This window comes from Paraglaciecola sp. (assembly GCF_039942875.1).
In the GTDB taxonomy this organism is placed as follows: Bacteria; Pseudomonadota; Gammaproteobacteria; order Enterobacterales; family Alteromonadaceae; genus Paraglaciecola.
On the sequence record NZ_JBDVBQ010000010.1, the window covers coordinates 56,455 to 76,902 of the forward strand.

Below are 20,448 nucleotides of genomic sequence, written 5' to 3' on the forward strand. Positions count from 1 at the left end.
TAAGCTTATACTCAATAAAAAGCGCCGAGTTCGGCGCTTTTTATTTAATCTTAAATCGATTTAATTGTTATGAATACTAAGTTCAGATAAAGCCTGTACTTGCCCATATAAATATTCAGTAAGCCGTTTACGATCACCCTGCTTGCTTAACTGCTGCCATGACATAGGTGAGCCAATTTCTACTCGAACTTTCTGGTCGCGCCGTTTTAACGCTTCGTGCATGAGTAGCGCCATACGCAAAGGCTCCGCAATATGGGATGCCACATGAAATTTACGACTGTTTCTGCCATGAAAAAAACACGGCACAACTGTGGCCTGTGCTTCTTTAATAATTTTCGCTGCAAAGGTAGTCCAAGGTCCATCTTTGACTTCACCAAATCCAAAGCGAGTTGCAGTACTTACTATTCCTGATGGAAAAATTAGCACCGGTAAGTCTTGTGATAGATGTTCGAGGGCAAGTTGTTTAGAGCGAATATTAGTGCGAATTGCTGACTTAGTATTAGAAAAATCGATAGGTAAAAAATACGGCGCTAAATCTTTATCTTGAAACAACTGAGAGTTAAGCATGATCCGTAAATCACCTCTAACCTTAGCCGCGAGATCACATAAAATGAGGCCATCCACTACCCCAAAAGGATGATTTGCAACAAAAACATCAATGGGCCAGTTTTAGGAATGGCCTTAAGCTGCTGCTCATCAAAATCAGCGGAAAATTTCATTTCACTCAAAGCATCACCGAAAAACGATTCAATGTTAAAATCGTCGTCTTTCAAGCGTTTATAAACGGCTTCAATTTCTTTACGTCCCATAAGGGCTTCTAAAGAGGAAACAAGCTTACGTCTAACCCAACCATCGTCTGCTTGTGAGTAAGTAAGACGTGGAGGATCTCGTAAATAAGATAGAAACTCAGGATCGATTGATGCACTTTTCATGTTGGCAACTCTACCAATGCTATATGACCGATTTGTGACAAACTAAATCAGTTTTCAGCTCCATCCGTAACAATATTAATATTACCCGCTGTGATGTTGATTAACTCAGATTTACACATTTCAAGTGCAGACGTGGCTACTGCAAAACTGACTACCACTCTATGTTCATAAGTAGAAACCATGTCTTTTATGTCGTAACGCTCAAGTAGGCGAGAGATCCCACCGTCATGGGCGTAGTCAAAAGTTAATGTCAGTATAGTGCGATCCACTTTTGTAATAGTAGGTAAATCTTTTAAGACTAAAGCTACGGCATCAGAATAGGCACGTTGTAAGCCTCCAGTACCTAGCTTAGTGCCACCAAAGTAACGCACTACCGCCACGGCAGTATCGCCTAAGCCACTATACTCCAATACTTTTAACATTGGCATGCCCGCTGTGCCGCTGGGCTCACCGTCATCACTCATAGACCTGATAGTCGTATTGGGAGCACCAGCAATATAGGCCCAACAAACATGATTTGCTTGAGGGTGTTGTTCTCGCAACCCCTTGATAAAAGCTTCAGCACTAGCGCGATTTTCAGTATTGGCAGCAAAGGTTAAAAACTTACTACTCTTTACTTCTAACTCTACTTGCCACTCATAAGCTGGTACTTGATAACTCGCAATACTCATCAATCAGGCCCACATCACTAATACTGCTGCCGCAGCAATAAGTAACAGCCCGACAACTTCATGCCTAGCAACCTTATTTTTAAGCCAAAATATTGCAATCAACATAGTAAACAAAACTTCTATTTGCCCCAAGGTTTTTACATAGGCAACATGATGAAGAGCCATAGCACTAAACCAGCAAATAGATCCCAAACAACTCGTTGCACTAGTAGCCAGTGTTTTGCCTGAATTGTTTTTTAGCGCAATGAAAATAGACCTGTCTTTCATGGCGATATAACTGCTCATTAGCAGAGTTTGAATACATAATACCCACAACAAAACCCATGCTGCACTATGGGGAAACGGCACATTTAATAGTTGACTTGCTTCGCGCACAAACAAAGAGGTTAAGGCAAAACAAGTACCACAAGCTAAACCAATACCTATGGTTTTAAGGCTAAGCCCACCTTTTTTTCCTCCGCCAGACAATACAAAAACTGCCGCGCCACCCACCAAAATCCCAAGCCAACCAAAAAGGCTCAATTGGCTCCCAAAAAATAACGTGCCTAATACACCTGCCACTAACGCTTCGCTTTTTGCCAAGCCTGCACCAACAGCAAAGTTTTTTTGTTTAAACAAAATGACCATGAAAGACGTGGCTGCAATTTGTAGCAAAGACGCAGCCAATACAATCATGATAAAGGCTTGATTAAAGGTAGGGATGATTTGATCTGATACAGAATAAAGTATTAACAAGTAAACCAGTGCAATTGGGGGAGCAAATAAAAAACGGGCTAAGGTCACACCAGATGTACTGACACTAGCACTAAGTTGACTTTGCAATGCATTACGAAACGTCTGCATTACAACAGCACCCATAGTAAAAAAGATCCAACCCACCATGTCATCCCATTAAAGTGATATCTTGTTGGTATTATCTACTTTATAAAAGGCAATTGCTTTTAATATTAGACTTACTTATAAAAGTTTTAATGAAAAGAGAGCTAAGAAAAAGCGGATACTCCCCTCTCTCTTAGCAATACAACTGTTAGCATAGATTTATTATAATGCGGTCTCTAAAACTCTACGGGAATCAGCTAATTCAACTGTGCCGTGCTCACCTAACTTTGTCATACCGTGGGCTTCTAAACTAGCCATAACCGTGTCAATGTCTGATTCGGTTAAATCTATTTCTGATAAAGATATAGGGGTTTTCAGATGAGCAAAAAATTGTTTAGTTTTTTCGATAGCTGCATCAATACGTTCATCTTCAGACCCTTGGGTGATGTTCCAAACACGCTCTGCATATTGTAGCAATTTAGCTTTTTTGGTTACTCGACAAACTTCCATAATTGCCGGTAATACTATGGTTAAGCTACGACCATGGTCTACACCAAAGTTACCGGTAAGCTCATGCCCTATCATGTGAGTCCCCCAATCTTGTGGCACACCGACTCCAATCAAGCCACTTAGTGCTTGAGTGGCGGCCCACATCACATTGGTACGGGCTTCTAGGTCTTGCAAGTTGACCATCAACTTGGGGCCTTCTTCAATCAGAGTAAGCAGAATACCTTCTGCAAAGCGGTCTTGAATTTTGCCATTTACCGGGTACGTCAAGTACTGCTCCATTACGTGGACAAAGGCATCAACCACACCGTTTGAAGTTTGACGTTCTGATAAACTTAATGTGGTTTGTGGGTCTAATACTGCAAACTGTGGGCGTACTAATGGACTCATAAAGGGCAGCTTTTCTTTACCGCGGGTCACAACCGCTCCTGTGTTAGTTTCTGACCCCGTGGCTGGCAAAGTCAAGATACAACCAAGTGGCAATGCTGATTCAATCTTGCCTTGTTTAGCTAATATATCCCAAGCTTCTGGTCCTTTAAAATTCACAGCTGCGGCAATAAATTTAGTACCATCTACTACTGAACCGCCACCTACAGCTAACAGGTAATCAAAACCCTCAGCGCGAACACGCTCAACAGCCTTCATCAAAGTATCGTATTGAGGATTAGGCTCAATACCTGAGAACTCATCCCAGTTATGCTCAGCTAATGCTGCTACAACTTGTTCATATACACCGTTGCCTTTGATTGAGCCGCCACCATAAGTAACTAAAATTTTGGCATCTTTTGGAATGCTAGTGGCTATGGCACTAATTTGGCCTTCGCCAAAATGGATTTCGGTGGTGTTCTGATATGTAAATTTATTCATCTGTCATTCCTTTAAACAACATTACGACTTAGGTCGTTTATTGATAAAAATCTAACTAAGGTCTCTATGGCGTCAAATTACGTATTTTAAAGACTAAAAAGACCAGCCGACTAACCCTATGAGATAAATCTGGCTTAACAACCCAATCATATAGAAGTAACTTCTTGGGCTAGGGTTGGTATTAGTAGCAATCAAATAAAACAACACCATATGGATAAAACGCGCTACAAGAAACACGCTAGATACAATTAATAAAGACTGTGATTCAACCCCAACTAGTAAGCCAACCAAAGCAGTCAATACAAAAACAGGTACATTTTCTATGGAGTTCATGAATGTACGATGACTTCTAAACACGAACGAATGGTGATCGAGTTGAGAGTCCACCACCCCAGGAACCATATTTTTTTGTTTTCTGTGGGCGACTGTTGCCACTATTTGCTGTACAAGCATGAGCGCCAATAAAGATAGAAGTACAAATAGTACGTTGTGGTATTGCTCAGCCATTGAAAAATCCTGTTAATATAGTTTGCATGCAAAATATATTAGTGGGAATATAAAGACATGTCAATTAATTTGCACACAAACTAATATGGACCAACTAAAGCTATCAAATCAAATATGTCATCGTTATTATGTTGCCTCTAACGCCATCACCCGAGCATATAGACCACTTCTAGATAAGTTGGGGATCACCTACCCTCAATATGTGGTTTTGATGGCATTATGGGAAACAGACAATGTAGATGTGAAATTCATCAAACAAAAAACTCAGATTGATGGCGGAGCTTTGTCTCTAATTTTAAAAAAACTATGCGATAAAAGCTTGATAGAGGTAATGGCATCAGAGCAAGATAAACGCATAAAACACGTTAAACTAACGGCAAATGGTTGGCAAATGCAACAAGACGCAAGCTCAATCCCTGATCAATTAGCCTGCCAAGTCAAAAATATATCTGAAGAAGAGTTTACTTTATTGAAATTACTCACTGATAAAGTAATCGCTAACTTGCCCAAAACATAACTGAGGTTTGTTTATCTCCAATGTCTCACTTTCAATAAAAAAGACCATTCCCAATCAGCGGTAGCTTCATCAAATGGGCATGGTCGAAAAATAAACCAGACCAATACTCGATAATTCCGTACATTTCTCGATTGAAGCCAACTAGATATAACCTAGATTCACAGATTTTATATATCTGATGAACAAGCCCTATGATATTTCAAGTGGCTTCATTGTTCATAAATGCACCACACATGCACAATATTCTTCTCTTAAAAAATCTCCAAAAACACCACTTTGATATAACCCCTTAAAAAATATCAAGAATATAGCCTGTAGCCCAAGTGGTCTAAATTTTGCTCGATTTAATAGGTCTGTATATTGTGGATGTTTATCGCTACCGATATTTTTTATATAGCAAAGCCAAAGGATGGTATTAATGTTATTAACGAAAAAGCAGTCTATTCAAAATATAACCCTTTCTCTATTTTTTATGCTTAACTCATTGCTGTTATCGGCTGCCACAGTAACAGATGGGCCACTGATTGGGGGAGTCACAGATAATTCTGCACGTGTTTTCATGCGTACCGATGAAGTCGCAAATGTAATGATTAGATACGACACCGACCGTCTTTTTACTAATCCACTATTTTCTGAGGACTTTGTTACTCAAGCCCGCGACGACTTCACCCGAATTATCTCTATTCGAGAACTTCAAGCAGACACCAACTATTACTATCAGATTATGGTTAATGGCAGACCACAACGCACCATTTCTGAATTTCAATTTAAAACTTTCCCTGCTCCCGGTATTGATAAACCCTTCAAATTTGCTGCCTTAGTGGATACAGGAAACTCACCAGATCGCCCTGCAGCAATTTATGGCAGGGTAGAAGCCGAACAACCAGCCTTTGTTTTGCAATTAGGCGACTGGGATCACCGTGATCCTGAAACACTAGATGAAATGCGAACTATGCACCGCGAAGTAAGGGGCCGTTTAACCACAGCCGGACTTTATTTTAGTGACTTCATTGCTCCAAGTTTCCCGGTATTTCATATGTGGGATGACCATGATTATGGAATGGAAAATGGAGATATAACCTTCTCAGGTAAAAATGATGCCTTAAGAGCGTACCGAGAATACTTTCCTGCGGCCAATATTCCCAATCCTCAACAAGGAATATGGCAAAGCTTTCAATATGCCAATGTTGAAGTGTTTATGTTAGATACCCGCTCAAACCGAGATCCTAATGACGATATCGACGATGAAAACAAATCTATGTTAGATGGAGGTAATATCGATAATGGTCAAAAACAGTGGTTGTTTGAAGGCCTACTCAACTCCAATGCCAGATGGAAAGTAGTAACCTCAGGATCACCCTTTAACCCCAGCTGTAAGCCATCAGATGGTTGGGGGGCATTTAATACAGAAAGACAAGAAATTGTTGATTTCATCAATGACAATAACATCAGCAATGTTGTGATATTAACCGGCGACATTCACTCTGGTGGCGGTATAGACAATGGCACTAATTCGGGAATTCCTGAACTAACCGTGCCCCATACAAATATGAATATGGACCCAAATAATCCCAACGGTCTAACAACTACGCGAGCTGGAGAATGGAGTGAAGGTTTAGTTAAGGGAATTGAAGATGGGATCTTAAAGCATGGAATGGGTGTAGTCGAAATAGCCACAAACCCACACCGCCTAACGCTTTCAGCTAAAGGGCAAAACGGTGAAATACGCGTAGCTTATACGATAATTGATCAGTAAATAGGCCTGCACTCAAGTGCTCAAGGTAATACTCTTCAGCTAAGTGAGATAAAAAGTACAACTTCACCCTGTGTTATCAGTCACAACTTGTCCGTATTTTCTATTCTAGATATCGACAGAAGAGTAATACTTGGATATTTATTCGATGAGTTCCCCAACCATTAAACCCCATTGAGATATCAAGCAAGCCTTTGAAATATAAAACATTTTACTAGAGGTAGTGATTGAAATTAACGCTGAAGATAAGAAATTAGTGGCAATAACAGCCCTTTACATCAGCCACTATCATCTTGGCCGCAAAGCCTTTGATATAATTATCTAATACAGTTTGAGCTAGCCCATCAGTATTAGAACAACCCAACCCTGCTCCATAAGGCCCAAAATACACCACATCACTATTGCTATCGGTAATAACTACAGAAGGTGTGGATGTCACTAATTGTGAGTTTTTAGGCTGCATATTTAGCACCGACATATTCTGCTTGTTGGCTGTTGTTGCTAAACCATTAATGTGGATTTGCGTGACCTTATTACAATTGCAGTCAGGTTCAGTAAAATTAATAATAGAGTTGGCTGGGAGTGCTAAACCCGCAAAAAATTCTTGGCTTAGTCGCTCCCTAAATGTATCTGCATTCGCCTCGAGTAATTGCCCATTAACATCAAAATCAATTAATCGTTCAAATGTAAAGTAACGAAAGGCCAAAATGGTAAAGGCAACCCAAGCTATCAATATACTAAACTGGACCCTTTTTTTTGACCAAATACCTATCATTTAAAGCTAGAGACACTCTCAGCTAATTTATTGGCTGTATCGTTTATCCCATTGGTTTCAATATCAAGAGTCTTAACATTTTCATTATCAACTTGTGCCGTGGCTCTTAAGGTTTCAGTGCTTTTTGCTATGCTATCTGTAGTCACTGATTGCTCTTCTATCGCAGCTGCTACTGTCATGGATATATCATTAGCCCTTTCTACAATACCTAGTGCATCTGTAATTTGTTGCTTAGCTTTATTTGCTGACTCACTAACCGAATGCACTATATGCATACTAGCTTCCATTGACTCAGTAGACGACTTTGAATAATTCTGTAATAACAAAATAGTTTCATTAATCTTATCAGTACTTTGCTTAGTACGATTAGCCAAAGCTCTAACTTCATCAGCGACGACCGCAAAGCCGCGACCTTGCTCACCCGCTCGGGCAGCCTCAATGGCCGCATTTAGCGCTAACAAATTAGTTTGATCTGCTATACCAGTAATTTCAGTTAACACGGTTGAAATAGTCTCAGTAGAATTTGCCAATTCCCCAACCTCATTGCTAGTGTTCTGTAAAGCATTGGCAAGCGACTTATTCTGAGAATTAATCTCTGCCACATCTCTATCAGTAGCTTGAGTAAACTCAGTGGCTTGATTCATTTGAGTGGTTAGCTCAGAAGTTTCTTTAGCGATAGACGCAACTGTCATTGATAATTCTTCGGTTGAAGACGCTATGGTATCGGTTTCGATATGACGTTGTTCAGACGACTCTTCTAACTCGTTTTTCGCAGCACCTAAATTTTTGGCATTATTATTTAAATCGTTAACTTGAGTCTTTATTCCCTCGGTTAAATGACTCAACGAGTCTAATAGCTTATTAAACGCTGTAAGGGTCGGGTTATTGTCAGCATGCGTCCTTGGTTTAAGATCAATCAAGCCTTTCTCACAAGCTAAGGCTTGCACAACTCTTGCTAACTCATTACCAGTCTTGCTCTCTGCAAGCATCAGTCGAGCTAAATAGCCACCGACAACTGCTTCTGCAACTGCATAAGCTGCGTGTATTAACACTGTAGTAAAGGCTAACCTGTCTGCGTCAAAGATATAAACACCCGCACCACCTACTTGAAGGAAATAAAACGATAAATGATGTACCGCAATCACCACAATAGCAGTCAAAAACACTTTCCAATCTTTAAATACAATCAGCAGTGCAATCAATATAAATATTTCAAAATGTACTTCAATCAAACCATTGGCTTGATGAATATGCAGAGCTGCAAAAACCATTACCGCAGCAGCGGTGATATGTTTTGATAACGTGGAATCAGGTGCAGTACGGTAGAAAAACAACGGAACTAACAAAGCAGGTAGACCTATAACCAAACCAGATATCAAAGTGCCAAAAACCAAGCCAAACACTACACTTAAGCCTAAAAGTGCAATAAGAACATATAAAAATAGCCTATTTACCTTAGTCATCTTAAATTTTTCCTACGTTAGATCATTGCTTTAATCACAATATATCGACATTTCATTGGTTTTGTTAAGTAGTACTTATATTTTTAATCTCTATTTAACATATATATAGAAATCACACTTAGTTTTTAGTTTGTCAAACTATTATAAAAGTAACTAGCGTAAGGCCTAATAAAAACATTCAAGTGCGCTTTAATTTACTACCTCATTTTAAGATTTAAGCCACTTATTAGCAATCATTTGGGCACTTAGCACAATGATCTTACAACCCTGCGTTAAATAACCACGATTTACATATGATTATTTTCTCGACCCACCACAAAAATGTTTTTCTTTAGTTAAACCGGACACGTCAATAAAAAATAAAAAGCAGCTGTAGATAAAGTTAGCTCTACTTAGGTTGCGCTTTAAAAGCCTCATGCCACAACGCTAATTCGCCTGCTTTCATTGGTTTGCTAAAGTAAAATCCTTGCAGGCTTTCAACCCCCATCTCTGACAAAGTATCAGCTTGCAGTTTAGTTTCTACCCCTTCAGCTACCACGCTGTAGCCTAACTCATTAGCCATATATTGAGTGGCTTGAATAATTGCTTTACCCCCTTCATCAATTGATTTAATAAAACTCTGATCGATCTTAACGACATCAGCGGATAGAGATTGCAATAAGGCTAAAGAAGAAAAACCAGTTCCAAAATCATCTACAGAGACTTTAATACCTATCCTTTGCAGAGCTTTCATTTGTTCGAGTACATAACTGATATCTTGAGCAAAAATAGATTCTGTAATTTCAATATGTAAGTTCTCTGCTGGTAACTGAGAACCTGCCAAAGCGCTCTTTACTATTGAAACTAAATCACCATGCATTAATTGCGCAACCGATACATTAATCGATAAATCAACGGTTTCATCAAACGTCCATTTTGAGGCTAGTTTACATGACTCATGGAGCACCCACGCCCCAATAGAGTGAATCAGACCATGTTGTTCAGCCACCGGAATAAACTCCACAGGCGAAACAAGCTCACCGTTTAACTTCCATCGTAGCAATGCCTCACAAAACCCGACTTGACCAGACTTACTATCAATAACAGGTTGAAATACAACAAATAACTCATCATTTTTAATAGCCTGACTCAACCCCTCTTTTAGCTTCATTTCTCTTTGTAAGGTCTCCCCCATCTGCTCGGTAAACACACAAACATCAGATTTAGCCAGCTGCTTTTGCACATACATAGCGGTATCCGCAAGGGTAATTAATTGAGCCTCGTCAGTACCATGCTCTGGATACATAGCGATGCCTATAGTCGCTCCAACATGCAATTCATGATGTTCTATCGTTATAGGCAGCGATAAATTAAAGATTAAATTATTTGCAAACTCCAAAGCCCTCTCAACATCACAACCTTGTAGTGCGATCAAAAACTCATCACCGCCCCAACGACATAAGCATTGCTTCATATCGGCCTGAGCACTTAAACGTGTTGATGTTTCAATTAACACTTTGTCACCGATAACGTGACCATGGGAATCATTAATTGCTTTAAAACCATCTAAATCAATAAATAACACAGCTAGGCTCGACTCATGTAACTCACAGGAATCTAGTAACAATTTTAGGTTTTCGGAAAAGGCATTACGATTAAACAGCTTACTCAGCGGGTCAATATTCGATAACTCGAAAATTTGCTCCGTTCTTCTCTGAACTTTACTTTCAAGGCTAGCATTGACCTCCAAAATCTCTTTATTCTTTAATTCCATTTGTTCAAGTAAGTCGGAATTTTGATGTTTAGTTAAAATCGACTCTATCGTGAATTGGTTAGAGTATTTAGCGGAAGAAAACATCACAACAACAAAAATTAACCCTAATATCCCGAAAATATTTTGATATTCTTCATTAGCAAGTAAGCACAAAACAGATAATGGTGTGAGTAAAATAAACGCGTAACTGAGAGCTAGCCCCTTATGCGCGGCCAAAACCGTGGAAGCACCACCAGCCATAGCCGATAAAATCACTATGGTACAAGCCAACTCAATGATGTCCATAGACTCAAAAAAAACAACCGAATAAGCACTAAATGCAAAGGCCGTTAGATATCGAGCAATAGTAAAACGCAACATAGGTTTGTAAGCATCATACTCATTACCCTTAAGGTATTTCCTCCAATGATACATATCCCAATAACGATACAGCAATAGCACACAAACCAATGCCAGCCAATAAACCTTCGACGCAACTTCAGGGTTATTGACAAAACCAAATACGAGGGCAATACAAATGCAAAAGGTAACAAGTAGACTACCCGCATTATTACTATGAAGTAAATTGAGGGCATCTCTTTGCAAATGTTTGGGTAGAACAGAAGAATGGTTAGTAATAACGAGTCCTTTCTTTTACTGTTTAGCGACGCAAATAAGTTAAATATGTAGTGTAAACACTCTACAACCCTAGTTGTGAGACATAAAGCTTACTGGAGGTAACACGTTATATTTTTAAATACTCAACGGCCAATGATTATGTGATGAATAAAGAATCAAATAAAGCATTTTAGTAAACTTTAGGTATTTCAGAGTCATGACTTAAAAACGAAATGAGCTTCATCAAAACTGCCAAGAGTATAATGGCAGCAAGTCAATAACTCTGGCTCGATGTCTGCTAAATCTGGAATAGCCACGGTTTGACAACCCGCCGCTAATGACGCTTTTATGCCGACACTCGAATCTTCAAACACCAACACACGTTCTGGCAATACCGACAACTTTTGACAAGCTAATAAGTAACAATCAGGAGCAGGTTTGGGATTAACCACATCATCAAGAGTGACTAAAACATCTAAGTCTGGCAGCAATTCAGTATGTTGAAAGCTATCCATGGCCGCAGCATATGAAGACGATGTCACCACACCGACGGGAATATTTGCAGCTTTTAAGGTTTCAAAAAAATCTATAAACCCTTTTTTAATGGGCACGCCTTGCTGTTTACTAACACTCATACAATGGCGGTACTCAGCTATAAAGCTGTTCATAGGAAACGCTTCACCAAACAGACGCTGCGCTCTGTTAAAGCACTCTGGCGTCGGCACTCCAATAAATGTTTTATAAATATCAAGGCTAAACGCCACACCAAAGGTTTTGGCTGTATCCATCCAAGCATTAAAAGCCATGCGCTCACTATCGAATATAGTGCCATCTTTATCAAATAATATGGCGTCGTACTTAGTTGCAGACATCTGCCGCCCCTGATAGGTTTTGTAGAAGTTAGATCGCAGTATTTTATAGGAAATTTAAAAACAAAAAAATAAGGGATAAACATGCTTACCCCTTATTTAATCATCACTACTTTTTGTTTTACTTACCTTTTAAAGATTAGAATTAATGCATAGGCATATCTTTATTTAATAAGTGTGACTGGGATAGTAGTCGTCCATTAATCATTGTCATCTTGATTTTGGTAGTATTAGCGATATCCTCTAAGGGGTTAGCCTCTAAAAAAACCATATCAGCCAACTTACCGACTTCTAATGTACCAGCATTTAGCCCTAAAGTTTGCGCCGGAACAGCTGTAGCAGAGCGTAACGCTTGAAATGGCGTGAATCCCGCTTCAGACACATAAAAGTATATTTCAGAGTGTAAGTTAACAGCAGTAATCAAATCAGTCCCTGCTGTAATAGTTGTGCCTCTATCAAACAATGCTTTTAATGTTTTGGCTTTACTTTTAAGAGTTGCTTGAAATGCTGGTGATAAAAATCGCGGATTCTGACTCTTTATGATGCGCTGCATCCAATCTGAATACAAATTCAAACGTGGGTCATCTGTAAGCTCTGGATATTGTTTGAAAAAGCTAGTAGTAGATCCAAATATAGTCGGTGTAATAATTTTATCTATAAGCTGAGCTGCATCATTAAAAGCCTTACCATTAATATGTTTAAGACTATAACCTCTGCGGCTTGTGGCACCTAAATGTTCAATATTATCTACACCAATTGAAGACGCTGGATACACTTCATGTGACGATACAGGCACCCCCATCTCATGGTGTGCAAAATCGACAACACGCCTCTGCTGTAAATCTGGCAACCTAACGTAGCTTTTTAGAAGGTCATATTTTAATGCTTTGGCTCTCGCTAGTTCTTTTTCTAAATGTGCAGGTCCAGATATAGCAATACCCATTTTGTAATATACACGCTGCCATTCCATCAAATGCCCTGTTGTATATACTCTAGGACCAACACGCACCCCAGCTTCACTGGCTTCTCTATCTTCAACACCATGATAGGGCTGATTACCCAAGTCACGTATAGTCGTGACACCATAAGCCAACCAAGCTCTATGTGCAGTTTGTCCAAAATCCTTTTGGGGGTGCACATGGCTTTCTATTAGCCCCGGCATTACGATTAAATCAGAAGCATCTATAAATTTAGCATTTTTTTGATTTTTAGAATTATGAGGAAGAATTTTTGTAATCAGATTACCATCTATAACAATATCGAGGTCTTTCTTAATTTCTTCAGTTACACCATCAAATAAACCACCAACATGCACCACTAAACGTTCTGTCGGCATATCCATTTTATACGTTAATGGCATAGCTACGTCTTGAATCAAACCACTTCTAAAATTGACGCTTTTTAACTTGTCCTGTGACTGAAAAAGCAAGGTTTCAGAATCACCTGACCAACTGGGTGAATGGGCGATCTCATTAGTAATACTTCTGGGGGGGCCTAAGGGCTTGCCATCTATTGCCACTGGCCAAACATGTAATGTGCCACCATAAATAGCCGCCATTCTTTTTCCATCTGGAGACCAAACCGGTCCCGCACCACCTCGGGTATCAATCGATAAATTAGGCGTGGGGAAATACCATTTATCATTTTGCGATCCATCTGCCGCTACGACATAAACCTGATTAGTCCCTTCACGAAAACTATGTGAATAAGAATAGGTTCCAGCAATAGCAACATTCTGGCTATCAGGTGACCAAGTAGGGCGACCAGGTTGTTTTAATGTAGGAGTAAGTGTTGTGACTTTACCACTAGCAACATCTACAACCGCCAACCCCGCAACACCCCACATACCATCAACATTAAGATAAGCGATGCTTTTACCATCTGGAGACCAAGCTGCCTCAATTGGCTGAGTATCTAAGTTGGTAAGCTGTCTTTCTTTACCAGTTGCGACTTCTCGCAGCCAAAGCTGCATCATATCGCCGCCTTGGTCAGAACTATAAACTAAAAATTTACCGTCTGGAGACCAAGCAGGATCAACCTGCATATAATGGTCATTAGTCAAATTTTCAGGCTCTTCACCTATAGTCATTAGATACAAATTACCTAACGCGATAAACGCGACCTGTTTACCATCTGGAGATATAACCGGGCGCATCACTCCTAAGACATTTTTATCCTCTGTAGAACTAAAATCTCTAACTGTCCGTGTATATTTTTCTTTGGCAGAAACTAATTGAGCACTAAAAGGAATGGTTTCAATTTTATTACTTTTTATATCGCCGCGTTTAATTTCACCTTCAGCTACAAAATAATAATGTCCCTTTTTATCCCAACTTGGCTGAAAAGGAAAAACATCATCCCCCCCACTGACTAAGTCACCGTCCACAATGAGGTGCATTTTAGTGCCATCATTTTGGCCATATGCTAATTTCCCCCCAGGGCTCCAAGAGGGATTGCTGATAAAGCTATCACTTGATAAAAGTAGCGTTTCTTGTTGGGTAGCTAGCTCAACATTCCACAATGCAAATTTTCTATCACGTACACTTGCATAAGAGATCCCTTTACCGTTGGCCTTCCATGCAGGCATACGATTCTCATAAGGGTCATCTGTTAACTGTGTTAATTCGCCAGTCGTTAAATGTAGCGTCCAAATATTATAACTAGCATGGCTACCCTTTCGGTCAGAAGCGAATGCTATTTTAGTCCCATCAGGTGACCATACAGGCTCTCTGTCATCATAAGGACCCCAAGTTAACTGCTTACGGTTACTTCCATCAGGCTCAATCGACCAAAGATCATAACCACCATCTATAAAAGCAAAATATACTAAAGATTTTCCATCCGGTGACCAACGAGGTTGATGAGCATCATCAAAAGAGTCAGTTATTTTTTTTGCTTCACCACCGCAACTAGGTAATGTCCATAAACTACCCTGTAGATCAATCGCTAGCCACTCCCCATCAGGTGAAACAGTGACTGACATCGCAGTCCCTTGGCTCAAGCTTATGTTTTTATAGGTAATATCTTTTTTACTAGGTGCTGTGGCTAGGGTAACGCCACTGTTAACTATCAATAACCCAGTTAACATTAGGTTTCGTAAAATTCGGTTCATTTAATGCTCTATTTCAAAATAAATAAAAACGCTCTCTATAAATAGAGAGCGCTGTAATACTTAAAATTTCTTTTCTATACTCGCATATAGGTATCTAGAATAAGGTAAATACAGGTCGGCTACATAGCTACCCGTTGAATTTAAAGGAGGCTCTTCATCAAAGATATTGCGTACTCCAATCTCAGCAATAACACCATTTAATGTAGATTCATCGAATTCATATTGAGCGGATGTATTCCATGTCAGTACAGACGGCACTTCAAAATCTAATCCGCTAGCATACTTCCCATCTAACACGCTACCTGTGTACTGCGCAGAAAGGCGATAAACAAAGTTCTCATAGTTCCAAATAAACCGACTACTCGCTTTCCACTCAGGTTTTTTACCATCTAAGCCAACTTCATCAGCAGTACCGATAGAAATAAATGCGTCAAGTAATCCAGCTTCCTGGGCCGCTTTTGCATCTTGCATTTCCCTTGTGAGTTCTTGTTTGAAATTGAGCAATTTAGAAGCGGCAAAGTTAACAGAAAACACACCGAAGTCAGTTTTCTTAGAGCGCCAGTCAAAACTAAAGTCGATACCTTTTGCCTCTAAAGAATTAAGATTTGAGTAATCTGTTTGCACATACTCAATTTGACCAACAGGGTCTAAACCTGTCCCTGCGAACCTTGCAACGTCATCGGTACTAGGATCTGCTCTAAATATTCTTGAGTCCGATGAGCCTTCAACCGTGCGTAAATATAAATCATGAATAATCACATCAAGGGTAGATGTAACGCCGATTTGATCGTCAATTTGAATACGCCATGCATCAAAGGTGAACTTTATGCTCCCCCACTCTTCAGGTAAAAACTGCGGTGTAAAAACGGTACCCACTGAAATATTCTCAGATGTTTCAGGCTTAAGCTGGTCATTACCTTTGGAGTGCCAAGTTACTGCATAAGAGTCAGAACACTCAGAGTAACTGCTGATTTCTGCTGTTCTCAATGCAGCTTCACAATAAATGTAATCTGGGTAAGTCAAATAACGAGCCATTTCATCAGCATTTAATACTTCAAGGTTAGGCGCTTTAAAGCCCTCAGACCAAGATCCTCTGAACATTAAGTCATCTGAAACTGTCCAAGCGATTGCCGCTTTAGGAGTAGAAATATCTCCCACATCACTATAGCTTTCATAACGAGCGGCCAATTGCATGTCTATAGACTGTACAAAAGGAATATCAAAATCATCAGATACAAGTGGCAATGCAAATTCTATATAGGCGGTTTTTACGTTACGGCTACCATATGAATCAGGTGTCGGACTACTGCCAGCTAAATTACTGTCATAAACAGTACCTGTGTACCAATCAACATAAGGATCAGAGCCATCTACCAATGAATCGCGGTCATCATCTAATGACTCATAACGGACTTCAACACCGGCAGCAAATCCCACTTCGCCTGCTGGCAGGTTCAAGATATCAGGTTTATTTATCTTAAAATCCCAAGATGCAAGCTCTGATTTACTTTCACGCTTTGCCCAAACAGTAAATGAATCGATGATTTCCTGTGAATTTAAACTATCATCGCCAGAGCTAGGATCCGTCAATGAACCACCTGTAAAAGGATTATAAGCATCAGCCGTTGTACCAGACAGCGCCTCAGATATTTTAGTCACACTGTATGCTTCAGAGTTATCAACAGACTTACCTTGCGAATAAAGCAACGCAGATTCCCATTCAAAGTCGTTTTTTGTCCAGCCTTTTAGGCCGGCTAAAAATCGAGTTTGCATATTATCTACTTCGACTTTTCTGGTGCCTGCATCAACAAAACGGTAATTTCGTAATTGCACCACACTGCCTTCGTCTGGCACGTTATCTAAACCAGTAAGGCGGTTAGGGTTCAAAGAACCATCGGCTAAATACATTGCACCTAATGGGTTGTAATAGGCATCAGCCGCAATATAAACAGGTTGGTTTATTGAAAACAAACCAGGTGCAGTCACATATTCAGTCTTAGCTTTATATAAAGATACTTCACCAAACAACTCCAAATCCGGAGCCAGTTCATATGTAAAATTTGTAAATATATTGAAGCGGTCTACCTTAGGCGTTAGGTAGGTATCCTCTTGTGCCGTATCATATTTATAATCACCTGTTGCAGATCCGGTTGCAAAACAAACTCCGTCTGATGCAGCTGTTGCACAATTATCAGAGCTCCCAAGCTCAGTATGAAAGAAACCAGCAGAACTCGTGATAGCAGTGCCATTTTGAAATATCTCAGTAGGCGCCACAAAATTACCCCAAGGCGTGTAAGAACTGCGGCGATCGAGTGACGCAGCGCCTTCTAAGTCTGTACCATTCAAAAAAGTTCGGTGGTCACTAGTAGCGGTATACCATTTATCAGCAACGTATTGCGGCTCCCTATGAGATAAGTTGTACATCACTGATACATTGCCTTTACCACTATCAAAGTCAGAGCCCCAAAAGCCTGTCAGGTCTGTATCAGAGCGGTTCGTACCTGTCGCCGCGCCATATTTTAACTTAATTCCTGCTCCGTTAATTTCTTTGTCTGTCACTATATTCACAACACCAGCAATGGCATCTGAACCATAAATGGCGGCGGCACCATCAAGTAACACTTCAACTCTATCAAGCCCGTACATAGGAATAGCATTAGTGTTATAAGTGGTAGTCGACATACTGTTGTCAACGGTTGATGTTGTAGGGTGAATAACAGAGCGGCGGCCATTAACAAGTAATAGGGTGTTAGATGCACCTAAGTTCTTTAAGTTTAGTGAGCCCATGTCCCCCCTAGCGGCATTACTACTACCCGGGATCCACGACTCATTCCACGTCATATCTCCCATTTGTGGCATGCTTCTAATCAACTCATTACCATCTGCGGCACCAATAGCTGCCAATGCGTCTTTATCGAATACAGTTACGGGTAAAGCTGCCTCGGTGCGTAAATTTCCAATTTTGGAACCAACTACTGCAATTCTTTCATATTTTGGATTGCGCTCAATACCACTGGTATCAGCATTTTCTTTAGAAGCTTCATTATTTGTCGATACTGGCATCCTTGACTTGCTGCTGGATGCCAGCGGAGGCTTTCCCACCGATGTACTGCCATCGATTTCAGAAATTGCCACAGTATCATCACCAATCACGGTGTAGGTCAAACCCGTGCCTTTTAACAAAGCATCAAGGGCTTCAGAGGTAATTTTTGAGCCGGTAACACCTTCAATATTAACACCTTCAATAATTTCGGTTTTTACCGCAAGCTGCACGCCAGACTGTTTAGAAAATGCTAATAATGCTGCGTCTAAAGATTGAGATGGAATATTAAACTCTATCGACTTATTCATTTCATTTGCATGAACCGCACACATGAGTGCAGGTATCAAAGCCATAGTTGCAAGAGACAATTTTCTTTTGAATTTCGCTTTTTTTTGTTTTCGCATGTAATTTTCCATTTTTAATTATTTTTGATTTATTAGGTAAATGCCATTTGCTTATCAAAATGGCATCTACCTACCTAGACGGAAATACAAACAAGAACGGAACTAAAAACTTACGTTGAGGAATTATTTTTGATTTTTGTACTGTCGGTAACCAGTACAATATCGCCATTATTATGGGCCAACACCTTGATAGGAAACGCCTCAGAAATACTATCTAGCCAGTTTTCTATTCTGTTGGTGTAAACGGTTCCCGAGTATGCTTGACTTCCCACAAACTCATCACCAATTCGGATAGGATGTTCAGAGTAGCGATTGATATCCTCTACAACAAAGCTCAATGTCTCACTTAAATATTGTAAACTGCCATCTTTCCATGATGTAGCGGACATTGAATCGATAGACTCAACAGCAGATACCGTTTCTTGGCTATAAGTGAGTTGCTGACCTGCGACCAAAAATTTATCGGTATTACCATATTTTTGTTTAAACGCCTTAATCACTCTAGGAACCGAAGATGGTTTAGATTTGGGTTCTACCAATACCTTTCCTTCAGCAACGGTTACCACTACCCGTTTAACTTGACGAGTAACATTAAACTCGGTACCAATGGCAGTAATCGTACGACTTCCAGAACCAACAACAAAAGGTCTATTAGGGTCCTTCGCTACATCAAAGTAGGCCTCTCCCCTCTCTAATAACACTTTTCTTTGTTCCTCATTATAGGCAACAGATATCAAGCTTTTTGCCCCTAAAGTGATAATTGAACCATCATCTAAAACGATTTTTTCATGCTCAGCCGAACCGGTTTCATATACAGAAACAGTAATATTATTATCGTTAAAATCAGGAATTTGATAAGTTAAGAATATACAAAACACAATAGCCATTGCAGGTAAGGCAAACGTAGGAATGAGTTTTTTTCTGCTAGAAAAGTTAAAATCCATTAAGGTGGTTACCCATTTGCGCCAGCCTTTTTGACTTACACGCCATTTTTGGACACTCACTTCTCCGTCATAGTCGTCATCCAATAATTCATTGTCATCTGGCCACTCAACGTTTTTAACTTGCGCGGTTAATGTCATCAGTTGTTCAACTTTTTCGAATGCTTTAGCATTCTCTTCGCTTGCCTGTGTCCATGATAACCAATCAATAATTGCTTGCTCTGAAACATCAGGCTCTCGAATCGTATAGTACCATTGCGTTGCCTCATGCAATGGATTTGAGTTTTTTTCAGTATTCATCGTCTACCTCCTGTCGCTTCTTCCAAACGCATTTGACAATGCTCGGTTGCACGAACTAGATATTTTCGAACCATCCTATCTGACAGCCTCATTAACTGAGCAATTTCGGTAGTCGTCATGTCATGATAACGACTTAACATGAAAGCCTTTCGGCATTTCGCAGGTAATTCCTGCACAAATTCATGCAATAACTCAATTTTTTCATTTACTAAAGCCGTTTGCTCTTCTGAAGGCTGCTCTTCCTTAAAAAAAACCATAGGGCGATAGTGACTTGCTCGTTGTTCAGAACGTAAATGATCGGCCGCCAAATTTGATGCGGTTTTAAATAAATAAGCACGCAAATAACTAATAGCCGAAGGGTTATCTAAATCTAATAGTTTTACGTATGCCTCTTGCGCTACTTCATGAGCATCTGAGTCAGAGGGCAAACGTGCCCTCAAAAAGCGTAACAACATATCATTATGTTGACTAAACAACTCACCAATCAAAGCCCCTTGGGCTTCACTTAACTCATGACTTTCAAGATAAACTTGGAGATCACGGTTTTTAATATGCGTTTCTGCAGACACCGTTTGCCTCCTTTTTTTCCGTTTATAATACATAGACGTTTGTTGTTCT

Annotated in this window: 16 protein-coding genes; 2 read left to right on the forward strand and 14 right to left on the reverse strand. The window is 39.9% G+C overall.

All coding sequences use genetic code 11. The features are described from left to right. Nucleotides 1-60 precede the first annotated feature (60 nt). From ABJE44_RS03060 to ABJE44_RS03085, 6 genes are all read right to left on the reverse strand, one after another. Nucleotides 61-624, reverse strand: coding sequence for a lysophospholipid acyltransferase family protein (locus ABJE44_RS03060; RefSeq protein WP_348109901.1), 564 nt, complete (start codon nt 622-624; stop codon nt 61-63). Continuing rightward, nucleotides 624-932 carry a hypothetical protein gene (locus ABJE44_RS03065; RefSeq protein WP_348109902.1) on the reverse strand — a complete coding sequence of 103 codons (309 nt, stop codon included), beginning with the start codon at nt 930-932 and terminating at the stop codon, nt 624-626. Before ABJE44_RS03065 ends, ABJE44_RS03060 begins: the two co-directional genes overlap by 1 nt. A 47-nt stretch (nt 933-979) precedes the next feature. Then, nucleotides 980-1,603, reverse strand: coding sequence for a YigZ family protein (locus ABJE44_RS03070; RefSeq protein WP_348109903.1), 624 nt, complete (start codon nt 1,601-1,603; stop codon nt 980-982). Nucleotides 1,604-1,606: 3 nt separating this feature from the next. Continuing rightward, complete coding sequence (locus ABJE44_RS03075) at nt 1,607-2,482, reverse strand: DMT family transporter (RefSeq protein ID WP_348109971.1); 876 nt, start codon at nt 2,480-2,482, stop codon at nt 1,607-1,609. A 162-nt stretch (nt 2,483-2,644) separates the two neighbouring features. Then, nucleotides 2,645-3,796, reverse strand: a complete 1,152-nt coding sequence (locus ABJE44_RS03080) for an iron-containing alcohol dehydrogenase (RefSeq protein WP_348109904.1) — start codon at nt 3,794-3,796, stop codon at nt 2,645-2,647. A gap of 93 nt (nt 3,797-3,889) precedes the next feature. Then, entirely contained in the window at nt 3,890-4,303 is a 414-nt protein-coding gene (locus ABJE44_RS03085) for an MAPEG family protein (RefSeq protein ID WP_348109905.1), read from the reverse strand. Between the two features lie 85 nt (nt 4,304-4,388). Here ABJE44_RS03085 and ABJE44_RS03090 point away from each other — a divergent pair, with 85 nt between their 5' ends. Both ABJE44_RS03090 and ABJE44_RS03095 read left to right on the forward strand, forming a co-directional pair. Next, nucleotides 4,389-4,820, forward strand: coding sequence for a MarR family winged helix-turn-helix transcriptional regulator (locus ABJE44_RS03090; RefSeq protein WP_348109906.1), 432 nt, complete (start codon nt 4,389-4,391; stop codon nt 4,818-4,820). Between the two features lie 418 nt (nt 4,821-5,238). Further along, nucleotides 5,239-6,576, forward strand: a complete 1,338-nt coding sequence (locus ABJE44_RS03095) for an alkaline phosphatase D family protein (protein WP_348109907.1) — start codon at nt 5,239-5,241, stop codon at nt 6,574-6,576. A gap of 250 nt (nt 6,577-6,826) precedes the next feature. Here the strand turns inward: ABJE44_RS03095 and ABJE44_RS03100 are convergent, their stop codons facing one another. The 8 genes from ABJE44_RS03100 to ABJE44_RS03135 form a co-directional block, all read right to left on the reverse strand. Then, complete coding sequence (locus tag ABJE44_RS03100; protein ID WP_348109908.1) at nt 6,827-7,306, reverse strand: DUF6436 domain-containing protein; 480 nt, start codon at nt 7,304-7,306, stop codon at nt 6,827-6,829. Nucleotides 7,307-7,344: 38 nt separating this feature from the next. Further along, nucleotides 7,345-8,811 carry a methyl-accepting chemotaxis protein gene (locus ABJE44_RS03105; RefSeq protein WP_348109909.1) on the reverse strand — a complete coding sequence of 489 codons (1,467 nt, stop codon included), beginning with the start codon at nt 8,809-8,811 and terminating at the stop codon, nt 7,345-7,347. A 388-nt stretch (nt 8,812-9,199) separates the two neighbouring features. After that, nucleotides 9,200-11,005 (reverse strand): EAL domain-containing protein, encoded by a 1,806-nt coding sequence (locus tag ABJE44_RS03110; RefSeq protein WP_348109910.1) that lies wholly within the window; start codon nt 11,003-11,005, stop codon nt 9,200-9,202. Between the two features lie 371 nt (nt 11,006-11,376). Further along, nucleotides 11,377-12,033, reverse strand: coding sequence for an HAD family phosphatase (locus ABJE44_RS03115; RefSeq protein WP_348109911.1), 657 nt, complete (start codon nt 12,031-12,033; stop codon nt 11,377-11,379). A 142-nt stretch (nt 12,034-12,175) separates the two neighbouring features. Then, nucleotides 12,176-15,142: an amidohydrolase family protein gene (locus tag ABJE44_RS03120; RefSeq protein WP_348109912.1), complete on the reverse strand. Its 2,967-nt coding sequence runs from the start codon at nt 15,140-15,142 to the stop codon at nt 12,176-12,178. A 60-nt stretch (nt 15,143-15,202) separates the two neighbouring features. Then, entirely contained in the window at nt 15,203-18,589 is a 3,387-nt protein-coding gene (locus tag ABJE44_RS03125) for a TonB-dependent receptor (protein ID WP_348109913.1), read from the reverse strand. 110 nt (nt 18,590-18,699) lie between these two features. Further along, nucleotides 18,700-19,830, reverse strand: a complete 1,131-nt coding sequence (locus tag ABJE44_RS03130) for a FecR domain-containing protein (RefSeq protein ID WP_348109914.1) — start codon at nt 19,828-19,830, stop codon at nt 18,700-18,702. Beyond that, nucleotides 19,827-20,399: an RNA polymerase sigma factor gene (locus tag ABJE44_RS03135; protein ID WP_348109915.1), complete on the reverse strand. Its 573-nt coding sequence runs from the start codon at nt 20,397-20,399 to the stop codon at nt 19,827-19,829. Before ABJE44_RS03135 ends, ABJE44_RS03130 begins: the two co-directional genes overlap by 4 nt. Between the last annotated feature and the right edge of the window lie 49 nt (nt 20,400-20,448).